Genomic DNA, 23020 nt, shown 5'->3' with positions numbered 1-23020 from the left:
CTCTTGTAAATCGACTAAACCCTTCGAAACCGGCCGGCTCTTTGAAACCGACTAAGCGCTTTTTAAAACGAATAAGCTCTCTTAAACCGAATAAGCATACATCGCTCAACCGAGATCGAAGTACGTTCGTCGTTGCGTGATTGATTTATTGTTTTTCCATTGCTTGACGAGACATTTTTAGCACCATTTTTCTTGGTAGCAGTGGGATAAGCCATTCAAGCATGAACTTTAGACCTTTTTCATTAAACGCCACTAACTCGCCTTTTTCCATCGCTTGATAACCAATTTGAGCAACCGACTCTGGTGATTTTGCATTTTTCCAAGCATCGACATCTTTAAGATCTCCGGCTTCTACAAACCCTGTTTTTACGGGACCTGGGCATAGCGCTGTCACCGTAACGTTGCTCTCTTCGAGTTCCTGAGCGATTGCTTGAGAGAAGGACGTCACGAACGACTTAGTTGCGTAATACACCGCTTGCAGTGGACCGGGCAGTAAAGAAGCGGTCGATGACATGTTCATTACTTTACCGTGGTTACGCGCAACCATGCCTTGCAGGTATAAGTGAGTCAGTGATACCAGAGCATTGATGTTTACTTGAATCATCGACAAGTCAGCTTCTAGCGCTCGCTCATGAAACAGACCATGACCACCAAAGCCTGCGTTGTTGATCAGGGTACTTATCTCAAGCCCATGACTTTCTGTGTAATCGAAGATTCGTTGCGGGCTCTGAGGATCACTGAGATCTTCTGAAATCACATGGACTGAGACTTTATATTGGCTTTCAATCTCAGCTTTTAGCGCTTCCAGTTTTGGCAGCGTGCGGGCAACAAGGACAAGGTCACCCCCTTTCTTTGCATGAATTTTTGCAAGTTCAAGGCCGATACCACCTGATGCACCAGTGATTAACGCAATGTTTGAAGTGTTCATAGGGATTCCTCGTTATTTTCATTATTGTTGCTGACGAGGTAAATTGTAGGGTATCCCATCGCGCCATGCACTCGCGCATAACGACATGCTGCTATCAAAAGGTGCCAATTTAATATTGGCGCTTCGAAGGAAGCGAAAAAGCCGCTTAACCAGTTGGGCTAAGCGGTCATAAGAGCAGGGTTTAAAGCTATAAAGCTAAAGCAATGGCAGCATCAAGACTAGTACGCGACACCAATGCGTTGGCGTGGGAAATTGCCAGCTTCGAGTTCATCAATCATCGCGATTGCATAGTCGCTGACTGAAATTTTGCTGTTGCCATCTTCGTCGGTGAGCAGCTGGTCGCCACCAGTACGGTAGGCCGACAGTTTCTCGCCCGGGAAGATTTCTGCTGCTGGGCTAATAAACGTCCAGTTAACCTCGCTGTCCGATTGTTTGAACACTTCAAGAGCTTCACCTTGTGCTAACGCTTCGTTTTTGTAATCCACAGGGAAGTCAGGAACAGTAACTAATGGTACGTTTGGTGCTACCTCTAATGAGCCTGCACCTCCTACCCAAAGTAGACGTTCGATACCAATGCTTGGCAGTGTATCAAGCAGCTTAGTTGCTGTGCTTTTTACGATGTCGTGATTGCCTAGAGCACGTCCACCAATCGAAGCAATAACCGCATCAACGCCTGATAAAGCCGTCGTGAGACTGGCTGCTTCATCTTGTAAATCAAATGAACGAACCTCAACATCGCTGATTTCTACACGGCTTGCATCTCTTACAACAGCAACAACTTCGTGTCCGCGCGCTTTAGCTTCTTGAGCGATGTGACTACCAATCCAACCTGATGCGCCTAATACTGCAATTTTCATAATGTCTCTCCAATTATCTGATTTATTGAGTCTGTTTCTCGACAGTCATTGCAGTCTAATAGCTCACTAGGTTGCGATAAATATCGTAAAATGATGTAGATTGTATCTATATGGTTACCTAATTGACTTGGTTCAGTGGATAAGGGAAAGTGTGATGGATAGATTGACGGCGATGCGTAGCTTTGTTGAAGTCGCAAATTGCGCCAGTTTCACTCAAGCAGCAGAGCATTTGGACATGAGCCGTTTACAGGTTTCACGGCATGTTCAAGAGATCGAAGGGTGGTTAAAGCAGAGGCTATTACATAGAACGACTCGAAAGGTTAGCCTAACGGCGGCAGGAGAAATCGCCTTACAGCGCTGCGAGAAAATACTCCATGAAACGGCGGAGTTAGAAGTGACCGCACTGAATCAAACCGATGCTCTCTCGGGAACCATTCGAATTGCTGCACCCATTGGTTTAACTCAGCACATGTTGTTGGATGTGGTTGAACAGTTCACAGAGCTTCATCCCAATATCACGGTAGAACTTTTTGCTTCTGACCGTTTTGCTCAGCTGGTGGATGACAGAATCGATATTGCGCTGCGTTATACCGATCAACCTGACGATAGCTTGATTGCTCGTAAGCTAATGGAAATTGATTCGGTGGTGTGTGCATCGCAAGCTTATTTAGATAAACATGGTCAACCTAAAACAGTCGAAGAGCTTCGACAGCACAATTGTTTTCGCCATTTGAGTGTCTCTAAGTGGGATTTCGTGAAGGATAATCAGCATTATTCTGTTGAGGTGTCTGGCACTATCAAAGCTAATGATGTTGGGGTATTAACCCGCGCCGCGCAACATGGAAAAGGGGTTGTTCGATTGCCCTGTGATTTAGCCAATCCACTGATTGCGGATGGCAAATTGAAACGAATTTTGGATGATTTTATTTCACCGAGTAGTGTGCTTTGGGCGGTGTATCTATCTCGCAGTTACCAGCTTCCGATTGTTCGTCAGTTCATTGATTTTGCGGCACAAACTTGGGCTAGCGATATCAAGTCTGGGGATGTTTGAAACTTTATAGGTCATGATACATCACGACAGAAATTTAAAAGTCTATAAATACAAAAATCCGATATCAATGGTGATATCGGATTTGAACTCAATAATTCAGAGTTCCAGCACGCTCTCCTCTCACGAAGTCTTTACATGTAATGATGTACGGATAATCGGGTATTTATCACCTTTTCGTTGATGTCTGGTAAAGGCTGATACAAGCTTCTCGTAATGTCGGATAATACTTGGTCGTAGACTTGCGACACGACGCTAGAGATATCACTGGTTAATTCGTACATGCTATCTGCCGGTTGGGTCGCTTCGCTGCTCGATGCGATCTCTGTAAGTGCATGCATCGCTCGTGTGCAAACCGGTGAACCGCTGCTGATAGGGCAAATCATTGATAATTGGTTGAGTTTACGGTGTGTCTGAGAAGCATAGAATTTGAATCTCAAATACTCATCAGGCTTTTCCATATCAGGTATGCACATTCGTAACTTGGTCAAGATCTCCATGCAATCTAAGATCTGTTGCCAATTCATGTGGTACTCACGGCTCATGTCTTCTCGTTCAGACTGAATCAACCAAATGATCATCACCTCATCCATTAAGAACATGCTGTGGCGAATCGTTTTGCCATGAATTGATTGGTTACGTACCAAGGTTCGGTTTTGCCAGTCACTGTGCATGGCGATGAGTTTGAGGTGATAAATGCGGTACATAGGACGGCTATCAAATGACACGTGCGATTGAAGCAGTTCAGATACCTCAAGTATGTTGTCGTAAATCTCGTTCACTTTGCGAATCGAGTCGCTAGACAGTTTATGCGCCAGAGCGTAATGCGTTGCCGCGCGGTGTTTGCGTGATAACAACAATAACTCTCTAAGCAGAACTAAGGTTTCAAACCTGTGTGATAGCGCTGTTTGTCTCTTCCTTGAGAAATAAAACAGGGCTGCAAGTACTAATAGGGATAAACCCACTGAAATAACTACAAACATATTCAACTCCTAATATTTGTATACCTACTTAGTGGTAGTGCAGACACCGTGCCAAAATAAATAAGTGTTATATTTCATTAAGTTATGTTTTTTATCTAATTATGGATGATCAATCATGGTGCATGACTTCACCATTCGAGTGAATATTTCTCATATTTTGCAGGATTTTTTGAGAGGTTAGTCGTTGGCGAGGAGATGGATCTTAGGTTTCAGTGTAGGAAATGAAGAAGGCCTCACCCTTTATGTACTTTTAACTAGAAAAAGCAGTAAGAGTGAGGCCTTTCAATGTTCATTTCGCAGTGTATTAGCTTAAATGCTAAGTGTTTAGCATTGAGGGCTAAACGTTATGCTAGCTTAAGATCGAACTCAGTGCGGTACATCACCATATCTTCAATGGTCAGTACAGGCATGTTGTGCAGTTTACCGAAAGCAACGATCTCTGGCGCTTTTGCCATCGTGCCGTCTGGGTTGGTTACTTCACACAATACACCCGCTGATTGAAGACCTGCCATTTGCATCAGATCCACAGTACCTTCTGTGTGGCCGCGGCGAGCCAGTACGCCACCTTTACGTGCGCGCAGTGGGAATACGTGACCAGGGCGAGCAAGGTCAGTAGGCTTAGCTGTTGGGTTGGCAGCTGTCTTGATCGTCGTTACACGGTCAGCAGCAGAAACACCGGTCGTAACACCTACTTTCGCTTCGATAGTTACGGTAAACGCAGTTTGGTTTGCGCTGTTGTTATCAACAACCATAGGTGGAAGTTCAAGTTGGTTTGCTTGCTCGTCAGTTAAACACAGGCACACAATACCGCTGCATTCACGGATCATAAGCGCCATTTGAGCATTAGTTAGGTGTTCTACTGAGTAGATGATGTCGCCTTCGTTCTCGCGATCTTCATCGTCAAGTAACAGTACGCCACGACCTTCGCGTAGAGCTTGCAGTGCGTTTTCAACGCGAGTGATTGGTTCGCCAAATTCGGCAAGTAGTGAAGACTGATTCATGGTTAAACTCCTAAAATATCACCAGAATCAGGGCTGTATGAGGGATCTCAACCGACGAGCATAACAAAGCCAACTTATTACAAGTAGACTTATACCAATCCAAATACGATTGGCATTAGCTCATTATGGTTTATCCAAAACGAAATGCACTCGTCTGAGTTGGAGGCATCAACTCAACAAATAGATGCGCCTTTCCAACTTAAACGAGTGTGTTTTCATTCTCTCTCATCCGGACTATAACCGTCGGCTCTGGCATCTCACCAGATCTGCTGACCTCGACGAATCGAGCGCTCGCGGGCTTATCTTTAGATTTTGCTAAGGACATACCGCCGGTGGGGAATTTCGCCCCGCCCTGAGAATAAAAATTAATAATTTGTTTTGCTTTGACAGCAGACCAGATGTTAATCCTTTCAATAATGGATTTAAAGGACTGGCAGCAAAGTTTTTTAGATTCAGCCCTATGAACTTGATAAGTGCTTACTTAATCGACGGAATATGCCATAACTCAGTTTAACGTAGCGTTGTGATGTTTCTAATTAATCTAATCCAACTGTGAATATGAATGGCTGTCTGGCGATTATCATTGACATAAAATTGATGTTGGCGATGCTAAGCTGCGATAGCATCCGACCACTTTACCCAAAAGATCTTATCTATGACTTCTCTGTTCTCTAACAAGTCTAAAGGCTTATTACTGCTCGTTCTAAGTTTGTATTCCCTAGTACCCTTTTTGATCTTTGGATCTGATTTCGACCTTGGAAGTACGATTTCTCCTTTCTATGGTGCCTTCATGACCTTCGTGACGTATTCAGCAGGTAATCAAGGATTCTTGATAACGCTGGCTGTTTTGTCTTTAGTTTTGCTTACGATGACATTTTCCAAAGCTAAGCTAGTCAGCCTTTATCTGCAGTTAGGCATTTTATTGGTACTTAGCTTTGCAGCGAAGACTTTCTTAAAGCATTCAACAGAGAGCCCGCGTCCTTATTCTGTGTATTTGGTTACACAGGAAGTGGTTGAAATGCCGGAGCTGTTTTATGAGTTACCATCGGCAGAAAAAAACGCGGCAATAGAATCTGTGCAAGATAGGGTCAGCGAGTGGCGAACACGTCATTGGCTTGGCGAAACGGACTATTCTTTCCCGTCGGGACACATGATTTTCGTCGGTGTGTGTTTAGCGTTCTTTGGTGGTCTTCTCTTAGAGGCGAAACGCTTTTATCTAGCCGGCGGTTTACTGGTTTGGGCTGGTGGCGTTGCTTATAGTCGTGTTTGGCTTGGTATGCATCGTCCTGAAGACTTGATTGCATCTATCGCTTTTGCGGGTTTAATCTACCTATTGGTGCCACTGGTACCAACGCAAAAAATAGAACCTTTACTGCCTAAGTTTTTAAGAGCGACTTAAGCTTTTAAGATCTGCTCAAATTTCTAGGATCTTCCTGAATTTTAAAGCGTTAACATAGTATTGAATAACCGATTACAAGCAGACAATCTCGTTATTGATTGAGACCGAGTTCTGCTTGTTTCTTTTTGGTTAGCCCTAAAGAGACAATTCGGTGTGACTCAGTGAGGTAGTATCTCAATTCCTCATCCTTTTCTGGCGTGCCCTCAAACAGCTGAATCCATTTCATACCACGCGAAGCAAAGTAGGGCGCAGGTTTATAACCGGGCTCTTCTTTCAGAAAGTCGAAGTTCTGGTCGGACGCTTTGAAGATAAATGCAGGCTCGTCGTTCGGCCCCCAACCACCAATCGCAAACATCTTTCCACCCACTTTCCAAACGTGAGAATTATTCCACTGCATCACATAGCTGGTGGCAGCTTTTGATTCACAAAATGCATTGAACTCGTCGTATGTCATAGAGCGTCCTTTTATCTATTGGGTGTTTGATCTGTGTTGGTTTTCTAAGATGTATTTCTTCTTCTCGTCTTTATCGCCAATAACTAGCCAGCTAAGCCCTGCCAGATTGCCGTAAAGCCACTGATAGAACATAGCAGCAAAGAGCCAATGCGTATCTTCTCTTTAGGAATGCTTTGCGTCGTCAATAACGCCACTTTGTAACCCAACCAAGCGGCTGGAAGTAGCGGGATTGTGATGATCAAATGGTGCATCGTAAAGAAGCCTATTGGGATCTGTACCAGTAATGAAATGATAGAACTAAACACGAAAAACGCGGAAAGGTTACCACGAAGTTGATTGGCATCTTGGTGTTGAAGTAGCAACGCCATTGGTGGACCTCCTATACCTGAACTTGTACCAAAGAACCCTGAGAAGAATCCCGCGATGCCCATCTTGGCAGGGGTCGGCTCTAATCTAAACGGCAGCAAGCTGACAATCACCGCAAATACTACCAATAAGCCTAACCACAGAGACAGAACGCTCGTTGAAACCATCACCAACAAAGCCCCGCCAGCTATCGAGCCCGGAATACGGCCAAGCAGTGCGATTTTTAATCCGCCAATAGAAATGTTTGCTCGGTGTTTAAACGCATTGAATATAGAAATAAACAGGCCAACGAGACATATAGGCGCGGGTACATAGTCAGGCGAGACCAAAAACAGCAGTGGGGCAGCAACAATAGCCAAACCAAAGCCGATTGCGGTTTGTACAAACGAGCCGACAAAAATGAGTGCCATCGCAATAAGGGCGGTCTGATCTAGGTATTCCATAAGCCTGCGGATTAGTTTTAAAGGAGTGAGCGGATACTATAAAGTAAAATGGCAGGAATAGTCTTATTATTCAGTGAAGTTTATGTGTGAATTTATGCTTTGTTAGCGTTGATATAAACATGACAAATAAGTAGAGAAACTTGAAGGTCGTTTGTTAAACGATTGAACCTTGTAACTTAGAATGAATACATAGATTTTTCAATGTAACTTATTGCTTTTTTTGAGTTTTTAACAACGATGTAAAAACTAATATACAAAGTAATCATTAAGTAACATTGGTCTTTAACTCGACTTATCTGTTAAATATCGTAAATTTGGACGCAAATCGTTTCAACATGACTGAAACGCGATGTTAAAGATTCAGGGAGAGTCATCATATGGATAAAGATCACAACCTTCGCGAAAACTTACTGGCACTGATCTTAGGTAGTGCACTGGTTTCACTCGGCGTTATATTTTTCAACCAAGTCGGTTTGCTCACTGGAGGCACGGCTGGCCTAGCGATCTTCATTACCAAAGTAACAGACCTAAGTTTTGGCCAAGTGTTCTTCGCGCTTAACTTACCTTTTTATATTTTGTCGGTTGCTCGTATGGGCTGGCGTTTCACCATCAGCACCTTTATTGCCGTTTCGATTGTTTCGTTCGCGGTAGATTACTTGTACCACGTGATTCAGATTGCTGAGATTCATGCATTGTATGCAGCATTATTAGGAGGTGGCTTAATTGGTACCGGCATGTTGGTGATCTTTCGTCATAAGATGAGCTTAGGTGGTTTCAACATTCTGGCGTTGTTCTTACAAGAACGTTTTGGGATTCGTGCGGGCAAAGTTCAGATGGCACTAGATTGCGCGATTGTCGTACTCTCATTGTTTATCGTTGATGTGTCACTGGTACTACTATCTGTATTGGGCGCGATAGTCACTAACTTGATCCTTGCGATGAACCATAAACCAGGGCGCTATCAACCTGTGGTTAAAGCGGAAGCAGCGTAGCTGTTAGCCAAAGCAAAGTGATTTGCAGATTATGAAAACAACAAAGCCAGCATCAATTGCTGGCTTTACTTATTATGGCTGTGTCTCATCGGGTTAGAAACCGCGAATATCCAGCTCATTATTGATCAACACAACACACTGAGAAGCAAACAGCATGTTCGGGCCTAAGCTGATCTTTTCTGTTCCTAAGCGCTTTAAGCTGTTGTAGCTTTTCTTCGGCATAGGGATGTGGTCAGTCAGAAGGAAACATGGGTTTTCTACAATCTCTGCATCACGAATAAAGTCGCCTTTCTTATCCATCATGTACAGCTGGTGGTTTTCAGCCAGTTCTTTAACCAACTTTTCAAAGCTCATAGTGCGAACGACGATCCCAGGTTCAACCTGACGAGTCTGCTCTTTGGTCATACCTTGAGAAGCATCAACCGCTCTTACTACCGCTGATAACAATGCCGATTCATGAAAGCCGCCAATGTTGGTGATTTCATTTGAATCGAAAGTGATCGTACGCGAGAAGTCTTTAGTACTTTCTAATACAAGGTGCACGGTGACATTCTCACGATGAGATTGAGCAACGAAGATCGTGTTCATCAGAGTATGAGCCAGAATCTCAGTATGAGCGTCTTGCCCAACACCTTCTAAGATAAGTTTGCTCTCTGTAGGGGCTGCACGAGCGCGTAATACAAATGAACGCATGGAATGTACCTTGTCAGTATGTGATAAAGCGAAACGGACATTATCAACATGAATTGATGAATAACCAAAATTGTGGCGGTATGTAACTCTTTTCTATTAATGAAGTCAAATGGAGTTATGTATAGTACTTATCGGAATAACTCTGCTTATTAAATAGAGAGTGACCACATTACAAGATGGTAAGGGTTGAAGCGAAGCAAGGTTTACATAGATAGTATGCGCAAATTATTAGGTGACTTACATAAGGAAGTAGTTGATGAAGTTACAGAAGATTAATAAAGAAGAATATAGAAAAAAGATGAACCTACTGTTGGTTTCACTGGTTGGGTCACTCGCCTTGTTTGCCATCGTATTCGGTAGCATTCTGATTGAACTTTTTGGTTCAGTTGGATCTGTTACTGGGGAAGCAACAGGTAATTTTCATTTGAATGTACTTGGTGTGATTTTATCAGTCGCACTGAATGCCTTTATCGCGAGCCGTGTGAAAGGGCATGATTACTTTAAGGAAGCCCTTTATGTGTGGAATCTCAAACAAATCCATAATCAAATCTATCGTAAGCTCAAGCGTATTCAACCCAAAGCTGAGCAAGGCGACCGAGATGCGCTGACTATCCTGTACTTCTATTACACCACGCAAAAACAGGTATACGACCTAGACAACAACACATTGACGATAAAAACAGTTCAGCAATCGCTAGATAACATCCTAGAGCTGGGTGATAAATGGAGCATTGAACTAGATATAGAGGATTTTTCGAAAGATCTAATCGCAAAGTTTTAAGTAATATGCCCATTATTGTATGAGCTTTAACCTGTGAAAGAGGATTTTGACGTAAAAGTAGTCGCTTAATCAATTTTTTTGAATTTTTATCAAAAAAGGGTTGCCATGTTTTCGATGATCTCTATAATGCCGCCTCACTGACACGGCAGACGCCACAAGGCTTCAGCAGTAACCAGTAAGACGGAAAGTTCGAAAGAAATTAATTTTAAAAAGTGTTTGACACTCAAGATTAAATCGCTAGAATTCATGTCCGCTTTCAAGAGTTCCTTTGTAAAAAGGAAGTTTCGATAAGCAAAGCTCTTTAACAATTTAAACCTATCAATCTGTGTGGGCACTCGTTGATGAATATCAAAACGTTTTATCTTCCCTTTTTATTAAGAGAAGTAAAACAGATTCCTCGGAATCAACTTTGGTTTCAATGAACTGAGTGACCAATACAAAGTTAAGTTTACTTAATTTTGGCACAGTCAATTCATTATCTTTCTGTTGGAAAGATAATAGCTTTAGAATTACTTTTTGTAGTTTTGAAGTCAGTATTCATTGAGCCGACAAAATCTTAAATTGAAGAGTTTGATCATGGCTCAGATTGAACGCTGGCGGCAGGCCTAACACATGCAAGTCGAGCGGAAACGACACTAACAATCCTTCGGGTGCGTTAATGGACGTCGAGCGGCGGACGGGTGAGTAATGCCTAGGAAATTGCCTTGATGTGGGGGATAACCATTGGAAACGATGGCTAATACCGCATGATGCCTACGGGCCAAAGAGGGGGACCTTCGGGCCTCTCGCGTCAAGATATGCCTAGGTGGGATTAGCTAGTTGGTGAGGTAATGGCTCACCAAGGCGACGATCCCTAGCTGGTCTGAGAGGATGATCAGCCACACTGGAACTGAGACACGGTCCAGACTCCTACGGGAGGCAGCAGTGGGGAATATTGCACAATGGGCGCAAGCCTGATGCAGCCATGCCGCGTGTATGAAGAAGGCCTTCGGGTTGTAAAGTACTTTCAGTTGTGAGGAAGGGGGTGTTGTTAATAGCAACATCTCTTGACGTTAGCAACAGAAGAAGCACCGGCTAACTCCGTGCCAGCAGCCGCGGTAATACGGAGGGTGCGAGCGTTAATCGGAATTACTGGGCGTAAAGCGCATGCAGGTGGTTCATTAAGTCAGATGTGAAAGCCCGGGGCTCAACCTCGGAACTGCATTTGAAACTGGTGAACTAGAGTACTGTAGAGGGGGGTAGAATTTCAGGTGTAGCGGTGAAATGCGTAGAGATCTGAAGGAATACCAGTGGCGAAGGCGGCCCCCTGGACAGATACTGACACTCAGATGCGAAAGCGTGGGGAGCAAACAGGATTAGATACCCTGGTAGTCCACGCCGTAAACGATGTCTACTTGGAGGTTGTGGCCTTGAGCCGTGGCTTTCGGAGCTAACGCGTTAAGTAGACCGCCTGGGGAGTACGGTCGCAAGATTAAAACTCAAATGAATTGACGGGGGCCCGCACAAGCGGTGGAGCATGTGGTTTAATTCGATGCAACGCGAAGAACCTTACCTACTCTTGACATCCAGAGAATCCAGCGGAGACGCAGGAGTGCCTTCGGGAGCTCTGAGACAGGTGCTGCATGGCTGTCGTCAGCTCGTGTTGTGAAATGTTGGGTTAAGTCCCGCAACGAGCGCAACCCTTATCCTTGTTTGCCAGCGAGTCATGTCGGGAACTCCAGGGAGACTGCCGGTGATAAACCGGAGGAAGGTGGGGACGACGTCAAGTCATCATGGCCCTTACGAGTAGGGCTACACACGTGCTACAATGGCGCATACAGAGGGCAGCGAGCCAGCGATGGTAAGCGAATCCCAAAAAGTGCGTCGTAGTCCGGATTGGAGTCTGCAACTCGACTCCATGAAGTCGGAATCGCTAGTAATCGTGAATCAGAATGTCACGGTGAATACGTTCCCGGGCCTTGTACACACCGCCCGTCACACCATGGGAGTGGGCTGCAAAAGAAGTAGGTAGTCTAACCTTCGGGAGGACGCTTACCACTTTGTGGTTCATGACTGGGGTGAAGTCGTAACAAGGTAGCCCTAGGGGAACCTGGGGCTGGATCACCTCCTTATACGAAGATATTGACGATGAGTGTCCACACAGATTGATTAGGTTTAGAAAAGCAAAGAGACGAAGAACTCCCAAGTTCTTCAAAGTTTGTTTCTACTTTTTAAAGTAGAGATGAATTAGCAGTGTCCCGTTCGTCTAGAGGCCTAGGACACCGCCCTTTCACGGCGGTAACAGGGGTTCGACTCCCCTACGGGATACCATTGGGTCGTTAGCTCAGTTGGTAGAGCAGTTGACTTTTAATCAATTGGTCGCAGGTTCGAATCCTGCACGACCCACCATTTCCTCCCAAGGAAATAAAATATTGGGGCTATAGCTCAGCTGGGAGAGCGCCTGCCTTGCACGCAGGAGGTCTGCGGTTCGATCCCGCATAGCTCCACCATTCTTTCTCACGAAGGAATTAAAACTTTCGTGGGCGATTAGCTCAGTTGGGAGAGCACCTGCCTTACAAGCAGGGGGTCACTGGTTCGAGCCCGGTATCGCCCACCATATTTAAGCGTTCTTTGATGACAATGGTCTGATGAGAGCTTTTAAAAATGGTTTCGAAAGCTTTATGTTTAGAAACTCTTGCTCTTTAACAATTTGGAAAGCTGACTGATTACTTAATTGGTTTTCACTTTAAACAGTGAAATCAAACAGCTCAAGGCTGTGATTAAGTTAATCAAATTTAAAAGTTCTCAATGTTTATCTGCTCTTAGTAAATAAGAACAGTATAAACACAACAAACACATTCAAGTGTCTTGTATTCGAATGATCAGAAATGATTGTTCATTTTTTGATTCTACTTTTTATTAAAAAGTGGAAACAAAAAGTAAATTGAGTCCGGCAAACAGTTATCAGGAATTAACCCTTCTTGATGACAACCAAAAACCTTGGTTAGTTGCCATACTAGTTTGTTTTCACTTTTAAAAAGTGAAAGTAAAACAGAGACCCTTTCGGGTTGTATGGTTAAGTGACTAAGCGTACACGGTGGATGCCTTGGCAGTCAGAGGCGATGAAAGACGTAATAACTTGCGATAAGCCCAGATTAGGTAGTAATAACCTTTTGAGTCTGGGATTTCTGAATGGGGAAACCCACGTGCATAAGCACGTATCCTGTTGTGAATACATAGCAGCAGGAGGCAAACCGGGGGAACTGAAACATCTAAGTACCCCGAGGAAGAGAAATCAACCGAGATTCCGAAAGTAGCGGCGAGCGAAATTGGATTAGCCCTTAAGCTTTTAATGATGCAGGTGAAGCCTCTGGAAAGTGGCGCAGTAAAGGGTGATAGCCCCGTAACCGACACATCATCATCAGTGAAATCGAGTAAGGCGGGACACGTGATATCCTGTCTGAATATGGGGGGACCATCCTCCAAGGCTAAATACTACTGACTGACCGATAGTGAACCAGTACCGTGAGGGAAAGGCGAAAAGAACCCCTGTGAGGGGAGTGAAATAGAACCTGAAACCGTGTACGTACAAGCAGTAGGAGCACCTTCGTGGTGTGACTGCGTACCTTTTGTATAATGGGTCAGCGACTTAATTTTAGTAGCAAGGTTAACCGTTTAGGGGAGCCGTAGGGAAACCGAGTCTTAACTGGGCGTACAGTTGCTAGGATTAGACCCGAAACCAGGTGATCTAGCCATGGGCAGGTTGAAGGTTGAGTAACATCAACTGGAGGACCGAACCGACTAATGTTGAAAAATTAGCGGATGACTTGTGGCTAGGGGTGAAAGGCCAATCAAACCTGGAGATAGCTGGTTCTCCCCGAAAGCTATTTAGGTAGCGCCTCGGACGAATACTACTGGGGGTAGAGCACTGTTAAGGCTAGGGGGTCATCCCGACTTACCAACCCTTTGCAAACTCCGAATACCAGTAAGTACTATCCGGGAGACACACGGCGGGTGCTAACGTCCGTCGTGGAGAGGGAAACAACCCAGACCGCCAGCTAAGGTCCCAAAGTATAGCTAAGTGGGAAACGATGTGGGAAGGCTCAGACAGCCAGGATGTTGGCTTAGAAGCAGCCATCATTTAAAGAAAGCGTAATAGCTCACTGGTCGAGTCGGCCTGCGCGGAAGATGTAACGGGGCTAAGCTATACACCGAAGCTGCGGCTACGTACCTTAGGGTATGTGGGGTAGGGGAGCGTTCTGTAAGCCGTTGAAGGTGGTCTGTAAGGGCTGCTGGAGGTATCAGAAGTGCGAATGCTGACATGAGTAACGATAAAGGGAGTGAAAAACTCCCTCGCCGGAAGACCAAGGGTTCCTGTCCAACGTTAATCGGGGCAGGGTAAGTCGACTCCTAAGGCGAGGCCGAAAGGCGTAGTCGATGGGAAACGGGTTAATATTCCCGTACTTCTTACAATTGCGATGGGGGGACGGAGAAGGCTAGGTGGGCCTGGCGACGGTTGTCCAGGTTCAAGTATGTAGGCGGAAAGTTTAGGTAAATCCGGACTTTCTTAACGCTGAGATACGATGTCGAGCACCTACGGGTGTGAAGTCATTGATGCCATGCTTCCAGGAAAAGCCTCTAAGCTTCAGATTGTAAGGAATCGTACCCCAAACCGACACAGGTGGTCGGGTAGAGAATACCAAGGCGCTTGAGAGAACTCGGGTGAAGGAACTAGGCAAAATGGTACCGTAACTTCGGGAGAAGGTACGCTCTTATCAGTGAAGTCCCTTGCGGATGGAGCAGACGAGAGTCGCAGATACCAGGTGGCTGCAACTGTTTATTAAAAACACAGCACTGTGCAAAATCGTAAGATGACGTATACGGTGTGACGCCTGCCCGGTGCCGGAAGGTTAATTGATGGGGTTAGACTTCGGTCGAAGCTCTTGATCGAAGCCCCGGTAAACGGCGGCCGTAACTATAACGGTCCTAAGGTAGCGAAATTCCTTGTCGGGTAAGTTCCGACCTGCACGAATGGCGTAATGATGGCCACGCTGTCTCCACCCGAGACTCAGTGAAATTGAAATCGCTGTGAAGATGCAGTGTACCCGCGGCTAGACGGAAAGACCCCGTGAACCTTTACTACAGCTTGGCACTGAACATTGAACCTACATGTGTAGGATAGGTGGGAGACTATGAAATTGCGTCGCTAGATGTGATGGAGTCGTCCTTGAAATACCACCCTTGTAGTTTTGATGTTCTAACGTTGGTCCCTGAATCGGGATTACGGACAGTGCCTGGTGGGTAGTTTGACTGGGGCGGTCTCCTCCCAAAGAGTAACGGAGGAGCACGAAGGTGGGCTAAACACGGTTGGACATCGTGTGGTTAGTGCAATGGCATAAGCCCGCTTGACTGCGAGAATGACAATTCGAGCAGGTGCGAAAGCAGGTCATAGTGATCCGGTGGTTCTGAATGGAAGGGCCATCGCTCAACGGATAAAAGGTACTCCGGGGATAACAGGCTGATACCGCCCAAGAGTTCATATCGACGGCGGTGTTTGGCACCTCGATGTCGGCTCATCACATCCTGGGGCTGAAGTCGGTCCCAAGGGTATGGCTGTTCGCCATTTAAAGTGGTACGCGAGCTGGGTTTAGAACGTCGTGAGACAGTTCGGTCCCTATCTGCCGTGGGCGTTGGAAAATTGAAAGGGGCTGCTCCTAGTACGAGAGGACCGGAGTGGACGAACCTCTGGTGTTCGGGTTGTCATGCCAATGGCATTGCCCGGTAGCTACGTTCGGAATCGATAAGCGCTGAAAGCATCTAAGCGCGAAGCGAGCCTTGAGATGAGTTTTCCCTGGCACTATAAGTGTCCTAAAGGGTTGTCGTAGACTACGACGTTGATAGGCAGGGTGTGTAAGTGCTGCGAGGCATTGAGCTAACCTGTACTAATTGCCCGTGAGGCTTAACCATACAACACCCAAGGGGTTTTGTGGACTCAAAGAGACAGACCTTGAATGCGTTTGAAGAGACTTTTATTACTCTATTGAATAGAGAAACAGCTTTCCGAATTATTAATTGTCGCAGAGGCGTCAATTAAACAGAATTTGCTTGGCGATCATAGCATTGTGGACCCACCTGACTCCATGCCGAACTCAGTAGTGAAACACAATAGCGCCGATGGTAGTGTGGGGCTTCCCCATGTGAGAGTAGGACATCGCCAGGCTCTTATTTATTTTCACTTTTTTGAAAGTGAAGACAAAAAGGTATCGTTACCTGTGTATACATGTAACAACATCTACAGTGTACTAATCTGTTGATGACAAATTGTTGGAGGGATGGCTGAGTGGTCGAAAGCACCGGTCTTGAAAACCGGCAACCGTTAATAGCGGTTCTAGGGTTCAAATCCCTATCCCTCCACCACCATTGAGAAGCCCGCTGAGAAATCAGCGGGCTTTTTTCTTATCTGTTTCAAATCATTATGTATCATCCAAATATTTACACACGCACTTAATTCACTTGCGGATACTGTCAGAGTTTTCTAAATCACCTTATTAGGCTGTTTGCTAACAAGGTTACTAGGATGCGTTGAATCAGTAACATAGAGCTGATACTCGCTCACATAGTGCTAAATAAGAGGTAATTTGATGTGTGTAGAAGGTTACATACTAAGTAACTTTATGGTGTTCAGAACCTTCTGTACCAGTTGTTCGTTTAGTCGATTTTTCTTACCTTGAACTCACTCGTTAACACTGAGTCATACTCCTTTCCTATGTACTCGGTATTGAAGATACTTTTGTTTTGCTCTGTCTGTTCTGAAGATATTCCTACCCATTGTGCAAATGTGTCTGAAAAGTCTCTTAGGTTATATTTAACCGAATGTATTTTCGTTTCTTGTGGATCATTACTCATTGCTATGAAAGGTACTTCTACTGCCTGCCTTGAAAAATGTGAGCCAGTTCCGTGAATCAGATACGGTGGAACGTTTACAGATGTTAGGCCATGGTCAGAAAAATAAATGATTTTATATGTTTTATCATGCAGCGTGAGTAGGTCTCTAAGCTTCTCTATAAAAGCCACGCCATAAGCCACTGATTTTGAATAGCATGCTAGATACTTGTTATCGGAGGATTTTAGTGAAATTTCTTCATCAAATCTTTTACAAAAATCATAATGTGACCCCATGGTGTGGATGAAAATCACTTTTGGCCTTTTAGTTTCTTCACGAATCGCCTTGATAACTTCTGGAAGGATAATGTTATCGGGTTCGGCTTTATCATAAGACGTATTCTTATAATATTGGTAATGTGCCCTACTCGCGATTGCGGATACCTGTGTCTCGTACTGCCCGATCTTAGCTTGATTTGAGATCCAATAAGTTTTCATTCCAGCATCATTAGCAAGATCTATCACATTTAAGTTTTTATCATGCCTGTTTACATCTAGGCTCTTTGATAATATTCGAGGGACTGAGAAATATGTAACAACGGATGGGGAAAGAACACCATTAAATATGGCTGCTCCTTTTATCTTTCCATTCTCTTCGTTATACGATGGGTAGTAATTTTTAATAACAGATTCACCAATATTTACGATGTAAATATCCTTTAATACCTTATTTGTATGAACATTCTCCCATTTTGAAGAGATTACTGATTTTCCCCCTTCGAGAAGAGACAGTTCATAATATAAAGAAATAGGTTTAATAACTGTAATTAGCCCTAAAAAACTAAACCACACTTCATGATGGATTGTTTTTAAGTATTCTTCATTGAGATATGTCGTCTTTTTATTATCATGTAAGCTATAAAATTTGGTGATTAATATACTGGAAAATAATATCAACATAATTAATGAAAATGACTTACCAACCTTTCCTAAGGTAATGTGAAATGATAGAAAAACCAGAATGAAAAATACAATTATCTTTAAATATGTTACGGCACTAATGCTTTTTATATGTTCAAGAACTTCACCTCGATTAGACTCTAAAACCGACCCTAAGACACCTAAGTCTAAGCTTAGAGAGTTTAATCTTAAGTAGAAATCAAAAGTCATTATTACCGTGAGAAGAAGAAATACAAATCTATTACCGACAAATGCTATTATAGTTGCTATAAATAACATGTTTAAACTCAATATTGACAGGGTAAACCACACATTATCATCAGCCCCAATTCTCAACAGGTAAAATGTCATGATACTTAAAGGAATCAGAGTCTTAATATCAATATTTTGTCTAGTTCTCATATGTTTTTGGGTAGCTTTTGTTATCGGCCCTTCGATGAGTGTAGTCATTGATGTATGGAGAGGCAATGTAAAGGCATACCCAAATGAACATAATAATATCTCTGAAATTATCGTTAATTCTGGTGGTTTGATCGCACATGCCGGTGGGGGGATCAATGGATTAAAATATACAAACTCGTTAGAAGCGATGGAGCAATCAATTGAACATGGTTTCAAGATGATAGAGTTAGATCTACTTATCTCATCGGATGGAAGGATTGTTGCTGTTCATGATTGGAAGTCTTTTCACGAAATGACAAATTCTAATAATACTGGGTCTATTAGCTATAAAGAGTTTGAATCAAAGACAATTTATGATGAATATAAAACATTAAATATATCTACAGCTATTGATATTCTAGATGGAAATGACGTGGTGTTAGTTACGGATAAAATAAAAAATCTTGCCTTGCTTTCAAAATATATAATAGATAAAGATAAATCTATTATCGAAGTATTCAGTGTAGATAAATATAATGAAGCAATAAAGTTAGGTTTTAATAATGTCGCACTAAATATAGATCTAAATACACCATTTATTCTTGAGTGGATTGATTTAAATAAAATTAGGGCTGTGACGTATCGGGGTGATAACCTTGGCTCGCTTGGGAGTGAGTATAAGAAGGCGATAGAACTAAGCAACATGGGGGTTTCTTCCATGATTTATTCGACAAATGATTTAGATTTGGAAGGTATTAAAGCTTCTGGAATCGGAAATTTTGCGTTATATGTCGACTTTGTTATGCCATCAGTTGAGCTATAAGATTGTAGGTTATCTAAAAAGCAGAGCTTAATCGCTCTGCTATCTAATTAAATGTTCTTTGGAGGTTTCTTGGTTGATGAGCTCCCAAATTACCTACTTGGCTAGCTTTGCTTCGACTTGCCCAAGCGCTCGCTGATACATAAACCATGCACAGGTGCCGGCAAGTACATTGCCTACCATGGCGCCCCAGAATAGGCCTTCAATGCCAGCAAGCTGCGAACCAACCCATAAGCAAGGTAAGAAGAAAGCAAACAGACGCAGTGCTGAAATCGTTAGTGCGGTGTAAGACTTGCCTAAAGCGTTAGAAATCGAAACCATCAACATACAGATACCCAGTGGCCCTAAGCTGATAGGAACGATCAGTAAGTGATAATTCAAAATCGTTGAGACCTCATTGTCACTGGTCATTAGGCTCGCTAGCCCGCCAGAGAACAACCAAGTCACTAGCGCAACCACCAACTGAAAACCTAACACGAAGGTGACGGCAATCTTCACGAGTTTACGTATGTTCTCTAGGCTCTTTTCTCCCAACATACGGCCAACCATTGGCGGCATCGACATCGTCAGTGCTAGCACAGCCACAATTGAGAAGAACTCAAAACGAGATCCTAACGCCCAAGCCGCCACAGCTGCGGTGCCATAGCCAGCAAGCAGTTTAGTCGCCAACATAGAAGAGACTGGCGGTAGCAGTTGGCTGATCATCGCAGGGCCCATGATATTACCGATGGAGCGAACACTCTTGCCGATGTCGAGATCGTGCCAGTCGAACGTCATCCAATGCTTCTTGGTCACTTTAGGAGCCACGATAAAGATGCCTGCGCCGAACGCCAAAATGGTCGCAATTGCTGCACCGTTGATGCCCATGTCGAGCGTAAAGATGAAAATCGGGTCCAATACTAAGTTGATGATACTGGTCGCGATCATCATTGAGCCAGGCAGCATAGTGTTGCCATTAGCACGACAGACACTGTAAAAGAAGTAGAGTAGTGCGCCAGTCCAAGAGCTGACTAACCAATAGATCCAGTAAGAATCAATGATTGGTAATACCGTTGGCGGCGCATCGAGAAGCTGTAAAATTGGCCCACGAAGCAGGTAGATGATGAACGAAAAAAGCGCGACACTCACGCTCCCCATTACAATGACTAATCCACCAAGTTGTTTGGCATAGCGTGTTTCGTTGGCACCAATGGCTCTCGCAATGACTGCCGTTGTTGCGATGCCTAATCCGACCTGAATACCAATGATGATCATCTGTATTGGAAGCGTGAAACCTTGAACTGCGAGCGGCAGAACCCCCAATTGACCAATGAAAGCACTGTCTACAAGCTGGAAGCTCATTAGTGAGAGCACTCCAAACAGCATTGGCCATGTCATTGTATAGAGTTGTCGGCTAAGAGAAGGCGAAGGGGTTGTAATTGTTGAATTCATAACACTCTTATTAGTCTTGAAGCAAGGCTTGTCACAGTGACAAACCCCTCAATGTAGATTTGCCTCAAGGATAGCGTAAGGTCAGTTCGATACCAATAAATGTTACCAGATCTATACATATTCAGCTTCGTCAGAGAATACTGCTCGATGTGACTAGCGTTGAGGGGAAAAAAAGCCAGTCGCGATGACTGGCTTTGTTGACTCTGATTATTAGGCTAAGTGTTACTTATTCGTAACGTTACCTAGCTTCAACCATGTATCGATAACCGTATCCGGGTTTAACGAAACTGAGCTAATGCCTTGAGCCATTAGCCACTCAGCTAGGTCGTCATGGTCAGACGGACCTTGGCCACAAATACCCACGTATTTGCCGGCTTTGGTTGCTGCGTCGATCGCCATTTTCAGCATTGCTTTCACGGCTGGGTTACGCTCATCGAATAGGTGTGCAACGTCACCTGAATCTCGGTCCAGACCAAGTGTCAGCTGTGTCATATCGTTTGAACCAATAGAGAACCCATCGAAGTACTTCAAGAATTCTTCTGCCAAGATTGCATTTGATGGCAGCTCACACATCATGATGACTTTGAGACCTTGGTCGCCACGGCGAAGATCGAATTTAGCCAGAATGTCGATAACCGAGGCCGCTTCGCTTGGAGTGCGAACGAATGGAATCATGATTTCAACGTTCTTAAGACCCATCTCGTCGCGAACACGTTTGATCGCTTGAGTTTCTAGCTCGAAACAATCTTCGAATACTGGTGAGATGTAACGAGAAGCGCCACGGAAGCCAAGCATTGGGTTCTCTTCATGTGGTTCGAACTCTTTGCCGCCTACTAGGTTACTGTACTCGTTCGACTTAAAGTCAGACATACGTACGATCACACGCTTAGGCCAGAATGCAGACGCGATAGTCGCGATGCCTTCTGTCAGCTTACTTACGTAGAAATCGATTGGATCTTTGTATCCGCGAATACGTTCACTGATTTCCGCTTTTAGCTCGTCAGTTTGTGCATCGAAGTTTAATAGGGCTTTCGGGTGAATACCAATCATCTTGTTGATGATGAACTCTAAACGAGCAAGGCCAACCCCTTCGTTTGGAATTTGCGCGAAGTCGAATGCGCGATCTGGGTTACCCACGTTCATCATGACTTTAGTTGGCAGCATTGGTAGCTCATCAACCTCAGAACGTTTGATCTCGAAGTCGAGCTCACCTTGGTACACATAACCGGTTTCGCCTTCAGAACATGACACTGTCACGGTGTCGCCATCATTCAGGTTGCTTGTCGCTGTACCACAACCAACGATTGCTGGAATGCCGAGTTCACGAGCGATGATCGCGGCGTGACAAGTACGGCCACCACGGTTAGTCACAATCGCTGACGCTTTCTTCATTACAGGTTCCCAATCAGGGTCTGTCATGTCTGTTACCAAGACGTCGCCTTCTTGAACCAGTGACATTTGGTCTAGTGAATCAACCAAACGAACTGGGCCTGAGCCGATACGTTGACCGATAGCACGGCCTTCAACCAAGACATCCGCCTTGTTGTTTAGCTCGTAACGTTCGATAACGTTTTGGTCGCTTTGAGAACATACAGTCTCTGGGCGAGCTTGAACAATGTAAAGCTTGCCGTCGATGCCATCTTTTGCCCACTCAATGTCCATTGGGCGTTGGTAGTGCTTCTCGATGATCATCGCTTGTTTCGCTAGCTCTTGGATCTCTTCATCGTTCAGTGAGAACTCGCTACGCTCTTGAGTATCTGTGTCGATGATATCAACTTGCTTGCCAATCTCTTGATTGGTTGAGTAGATCATCTTGATCAACTTAGAACCAAATGTCTTTTTAACAACTGGGTAGTGACCCGCTTCTAGCATTGGCTTGTGAACGTAGAACTCATCTGGGTTTACTGCGCCTTGTACAACCATTTCACCTAGACCCCAAGAAGAGGTGATGAATACCACTTGGTCGAATCCAGACTCAGTATCAAGCGTGAACATGACACCTGAAGAGGCTTTGTCTGAGCGAACCATACGTTGGATACCCGCAGACAATGAAATGCCACGATGATCAAAACCTTGGTGTACACGATATGAGATAGCGCGGTCATTAAATAATGAAGCGTAAACGTGCTTGGTTGCTTCTAGTACAGCGTCGACACCTTTCACATTAAGGAAGGTTTCTTGCTGGCCTGCGAAAGAAGCATCTGGAAGGTCTTCTGCGGTTGCAGATGAACGAACCGCTACAGACAATTCTTCGTTGCCTTCAATTAGTTCACGGTAGTTATCACGGATGTCTTGCTCTAGTGATTCTGGGAAGGGGGCCTCTAGAACCCATTGTCGAATCGTTGCACCTGTCTTACGCAGGGCGTCAACGTCTTCAACATCAAGTTCATCAAGTAGTTGGTGAATGCGCTCATCAAGACCTTTGTAATCAAGAAAGTCGTTAAACGCATACGAAGTGGTAGCAAAACCATTAGGTACAGAAACACCAGCATTGGACAGATTAGAAACCATCTCGCCCAGTGAGGCGTTCTTACCGCCGACTTTGTCGACATCTTCCATGGATAGGCCATTGAACCATAGGGTATTATTTTGCATTTATTTCTCCAGAAACATAGCAAGCAT

At 44.4% G+C, this 23020-nt stretch carries 15 protein-coding genes, 5 tRNA genes, 3 rRNA genes and 1 riboswitch; of the genes, 13 read left to right on the top strand and 10 right to left on the bottom strand.

Features of this window, described 5'->3' with window-relative positions; genetic code table 11:
- Positions 1-145: 145 nt before the first annotated feature.
- Together OCV24_RS14895 and OCV24_RS14890 are read right to left on the bottom strand one after the other, a co-directional pair.
- Entirely contained in the window at positions 146-928 is a 783-nt protein-coding gene (locus OCV24_RS14895; protein WP_017054831.1) for an SDR family NAD(P)-dependent oxidoreductase, read from the bottom strand.
- A 218-nt stretch (positions 929-1146) separates the two neighbouring features.
- A complete protein-coding gene (locus OCV24_RS14890; protein ID WP_017054830.1) occupies positions 1147-1785 on the bottom strand; it encodes an NAD(P)-dependent oxidoreductase in 639 nt (212 codons plus the stop codon).
- 154 nt (positions 1786-1939) lie between these two features.
- On the opposite strand from OCV24_RS14890, the gene OCV24_RS14885 reads away from it, so the two are divergent.
- Positions 1940-2836, top strand: coding sequence for a LysR family transcriptional regulator (locus OCV24_RS14885; protein WP_017054829.1), 897 nt, complete (start codon positions 1940-1942; stop codon positions 2834-2836).
- A 131-nt stretch (positions 2837-2967) separates the two neighbouring features.
- Here the strand turns inward: OCV24_RS14885 and OCV24_RS14880 are convergent, their stop codons facing one another.
- Entirely contained in the window at positions 2968-3816 is an 849-nt protein-coding gene (locus tag OCV24_RS14880) for a hypothetical protein (protein ID WP_017054828.1), read from the bottom strand.
- Positions 3817-4160: 344 nt separating this feature from the next.
- Positions 4161-4817, bottom strand: a complete 657-nt coding sequence (ribB, locus tag OCV24_RS14875) for a 3,4-dihydroxy-2-butanone-4-phosphate synthase (RefSeq protein ID WP_017054827.1) — start codon at positions 4815-4817, stop codon at positions 4161-4163.
- Positions 4818-5030: 213 nt separating this feature from the next.
- Positions 5031-5181, bottom strand: a riboswitch (FMN riboswitch).
- A gap of 291 nt (positions 5182-5472) precedes the next feature.
- Between ribB and OCV24_RS14870 the strand changes: the two genes are divergently transcribed.
- A complete protein-coding gene (locus OCV24_RS14870) occupies positions 5473-6216 on the top strand; it encodes a phosphatase PAP2 family protein (protein ID WP_017054826.1) in 744 nt (247 codons plus the stop codon).
- 91 nt (positions 6217-6307) lie between these two features.
- Here the strand turns inward: OCV24_RS14870 and OCV24_RS14865 are convergent, their stop codons facing one another.
- Together OCV24_RS14865 and OCV24_RS14860 are read right to left on the bottom strand one after the other, a co-directional pair.
- Positions 6308-6670: an MmcQ/YjbR family DNA-binding protein gene (locus OCV24_RS14865; protein ID WP_150877724.1), complete on the bottom strand. Its 363-nt coding sequence runs from the start codon at positions 6668-6670 to the stop codon at positions 6308-6310.
- A gap of 83 nt (positions 6671-6753) precedes the next feature.
- Positions 6754-7479 (bottom strand): sulfite exporter TauE/SafE family protein, encoded by a 726-nt coding sequence (locus OCV24_RS14860; RefSeq protein WP_017054824.1) that lies wholly within the window; start codon positions 7477-7479, stop codon positions 6754-6756.
- 377 nt (positions 7480-7856) lie between these two features.
- Here OCV24_RS14860 and OCV24_RS14855 point away from each other — a divergent pair, with 377 nt between their 5' ends.
- Complete coding sequence (locus OCV24_RS14855; protein ID WP_017054823.1) at positions 7857-8471, top strand: YitT family protein; 615 nt, start codon at positions 7857-7859, stop codon at positions 8469-8471.
- Positions 8472-8564: 93 nt separating this feature from the next.
- On the opposite strand, the gene trmY is transcribed toward OCV24_RS14855, so the two are convergent.
- Entirely contained in the window at positions 8565-9164 is a 600-nt protein-coding gene (trmY, locus tag OCV24_RS14850; protein ID WP_046224822.1) for a tRNA (pseudouridine(54)-N(1))-methyltransferase TrmY, read from the bottom strand.
- A gap of 256 nt (positions 9165-9420) precedes the next feature.
- Here trmY and OCV24_RS14845 point away from each other — a divergent pair, with 256 nt between their 5' ends.
- From OCV24_RS14845 to OCV24_RS14805, 9 genes are all read left to right on the top strand, one after another.
- On the top strand, positions 9421-9945 hold the full coding sequence (locus OCV24_RS14845; RefSeq protein ID WP_017054821.1) for a DUF3087 family protein: 525 nt from the start codon (positions 9421-9423) through the stop codon (positions 9943-9945).
- A gap of 558 nt (positions 9946-10503) precedes the next feature.
- A 16S ribosomal RNA gene (locus OCV24_RS14840) occupies positions 10504-12056 on the top strand.
- A 123-nt stretch (positions 12057-12179) separates the two neighbouring features.
- Positions 12180-12255, top strand: a tRNA-Glu gene (locus OCV24_RS14835).
- A 2-nt stretch (positions 12256-12257) separates the two neighbouring features.
- A tRNA-Lys gene (locus OCV24_RS14830) sits at positions 12258-12333 on the top strand.
- Between the two features lie 25 nt (positions 12334-12358).
- Positions 12359-12434: transfer RNA gene (locus tag OCV24_RS14825), tRNA-Ala, on the top strand.
- 31 nt (positions 12435-12465) lie between these two features.
- Positions 12466-12541 (top strand) — tRNA-Val (locus OCV24_RS14820).
- Between the two features lie 457 nt (positions 12542-12998).
- Positions 12999-15891, top strand: a 23S ribosomal RNA gene (locus OCV24_RS14815).
- A gap of 137 nt (positions 15892-16028) precedes the next feature.
- A 5S ribosomal RNA gene (rrf, locus tag OCV24_RS14810) occupies positions 16029-16144 on the top strand.
- Together the 16S, 23S and 5S rRNA genes with 5 tRNA genes alongside form the textbook arrangement of a ribosomal RNA operon.
- 106 nt (positions 16145-16250) lie before the next feature.
- Positions 16251-16341, top strand: a tRNA-Ser gene (locus OCV24_RS14805).
- Positions 16342-16632: 291 nt separating this feature from the next.
- On the opposite strand, the gene OCV24_RS14800 is transcribed toward OCV24_RS14805, so the two are convergent.
- Complete coding sequence (locus OCV24_RS14800) at positions 16633-18117, bottom strand: sulfatase-like hydrolase/transferase (protein WP_208806552.1); 1485 nt, start codon at positions 18115-18117, stop codon at positions 16633-16635.
- On the opposite strand from OCV24_RS14800, the gene OCV24_RS14795 reads away from it, so the two are divergent.
- On the top strand, positions 18116-18970 hold the full coding sequence (locus tag OCV24_RS14795; protein ID WP_077681725.1) for a glycerophosphodiester phosphodiesterase family protein: 855 nt from the start codon (positions 18116-18118) through the stop codon (positions 18968-18970). The two genes, OCV24_RS14800 and OCV24_RS14795, sit on opposite strands and share 2 nt — an antisense overlap.
- Positions 18971-19063: 93 nt before the next feature.
- On the opposite strand, the gene OCV24_RS14790 is transcribed toward OCV24_RS14795, so the two are convergent.
- Both OCV24_RS14790 and ppsA read right to left on the bottom strand, forming a co-directional pair.
- Complete coding sequence (locus tag OCV24_RS14790) at positions 19064-20398, bottom strand: MATE family efflux transporter (protein ID WP_029627321.1); 1335 nt, start codon at positions 20396-20398, stop codon at positions 19064-19066.
- Between the two features lie 222 nt (positions 20399-20620).
- The gene (gene ppsA, locus OCV24_RS14785; protein ID WP_017058759.1) at positions 20621-22993 is read right to left on the bottom strand and encodes a phosphoenolpyruvate synthase; all 2373 of its coding nucleotides are present in this window, start codon (positions 22991-22993) and stop codon (positions 20621-20623) included.
- Positions 22994-23020: the final 27 nt, after the last annotated feature.

The sequence above is a fragment of the Vibrio kanaloae genome (genome assembly GCF_024347535.1).
Taxonomy (GTDB): Bacteria; Pseudomonadota; Gammaproteobacteria; order Enterobacterales; family Vibrionaceae; genus Vibrio; species Vibrio kanaloae.
This window is presented reverse-complemented; position numbering and strand designations above follow the sequence as displayed.

Excerpts from the sequence above, each read along its gene's own strand:
- OCV24_RS14895 (WP_017054831.1), bottom strand. The coding sequence starts at position 928 with ATGAACACTTCAAACATTGCGTTAATCACTGGTGCATCAGGTGGTATC.
- OCV24_RS14890 (WP_017054830.1), bottom strand. The coding sequence starts at position 1,785 with ATGAAAATTGCAGTATTAGGCGCATCAGGTTGGATTGGTAGTCACATC.
- OCV24_RS14885 (WP_017054829.1), top strand. The coding sequence starts at position 1,940 with ATGGATAGATTGACGGCGATGCGTAGCTTTGTTGAAGTCGCAAATTGC.
- OCV24_RS14880 (WP_017054828.1), bottom strand. The coding sequence starts at position 3,816 with ATGTTTGTAGTTATTTCAGTGGGTTTATCCCTATTAGTACTTGCAGCC.
- ribB (WP_017054827.1), bottom strand. The coding sequence starts at position 4,817 with ATGAATCAGTCTTCACTACTTGCCGAATTTGGCGAACCAATCACTCGC.
- OCV24_RS14870 (WP_017054826.1), top strand. The coding sequence starts at position 5,473 with ATGACTTCTCTGTTCTCTAACAAGTCTAAAGGCTTATTACTGCTCGTT.
- OCV24_RS14865 (WP_150877724.1), bottom strand. The coding sequence starts at position 6,670 with ATGACATACGACGAGTTCAATGCATTTTGTGAATCAAAAGCTGCCACC.
- OCV24_RS14860 (WP_017054824.1), bottom strand. The coding sequence starts at position 7,479 with ATGGAATACCTAGATCAGACCGCCCTTATTGCGATGGCACTCATTTTT.
- OCV24_RS14855 (WP_017054823.1), top strand. The coding sequence starts at position 7,857 with ATGGATAAAGATCACAACCTTCGCGAAAACTTACTGGCACTGATCTTA.
- trmY (WP_046224822.1), bottom strand. The coding sequence starts at position 9,164 with ATGCGTTCATTTGTATTACGCGCTCGTGCAGCCCCTACAGAGAGCAAA.
- OCV24_RS14845 (WP_017054821.1), top strand. The coding sequence starts at position 9,421 with ATGAAGTTACAGAAGATTAATAAAGAAGAATATAGAAAAAAGATGAAC.
- OCV24_RS14795 (WP_077681725.1), top strand. The coding sequence starts at position 18,116 with ATGATACTTAAAGGAATCAGAGTCTTAATATCAATATTTTGTCTAGTT.
- OCV24_RS14800 (WP_208806552.1), bottom strand. The coding sequence starts at position 18,117 with ATGACATTTTACCTGTTGAGAATTGGGGCTGATGATAATGTGTGGTTT.
- OCV24_RS14790 (WP_029627321.1), bottom strand. The coding sequence starts at position 20,398 with ATGAATTCAACAATTACAACCCCTTCGCCTTCTCTTAGCCGACAACTC.
- ppsA (WP_017058759.1), bottom strand. The coding sequence starts at position 22,993 with ATGCAAAATAATACCCTATGGTTCAATGGCCTATCCATGGAAGATGTC.